We start from the raw sequence: 255 nt of genomic DNA, 5'->3' as shown, positions 1-255 counted from the left end.
AGCCACCAACATCACTATTCAACACAGTGACACAGGTTCCAACGCCATCACCCAAAACATCGTCAATGCCCGTCTGGCTGTTGACACAGGTACAAGTGACACCGTTGCCCTGACCATCGCCGAAGGCTTGAACACCGATCCACGTTTCAACGTCACCCTGACAACAGGCGCCGCTGAAAACGTCACCATCGTTGACGCTGATTCAGAAAACAACACCGTCGCCCTGGGTAGCGTAGCTGCCCACACAGGCACAGT

The 255-nt window shown here is 54.5% G+C and carries 1 protein-coding gene; it reads left to right on the top strand.

The annotated features are described in order from the left end of the window. On the top strand, positions 1–255 hold a 255-nt coding region (locus ACO0LK_RS27110; protein WP_422980621.1), incomplete at both ends, for a hypothetical protein.

It is taken from the genome of Undibacterium sp. Ji49W (assembly GCF_049340205.1).
GTDB lineage: Bacteria > Pseudomonadota > Gammaproteobacteria > Burkholderiales > Burkholderiaceae_D > Undibacterium.
The sequence above is the reverse complement of the archived record's forward strand: the minus strand, read 5'-3'. Positions and strand labels throughout refer to the sequence as shown.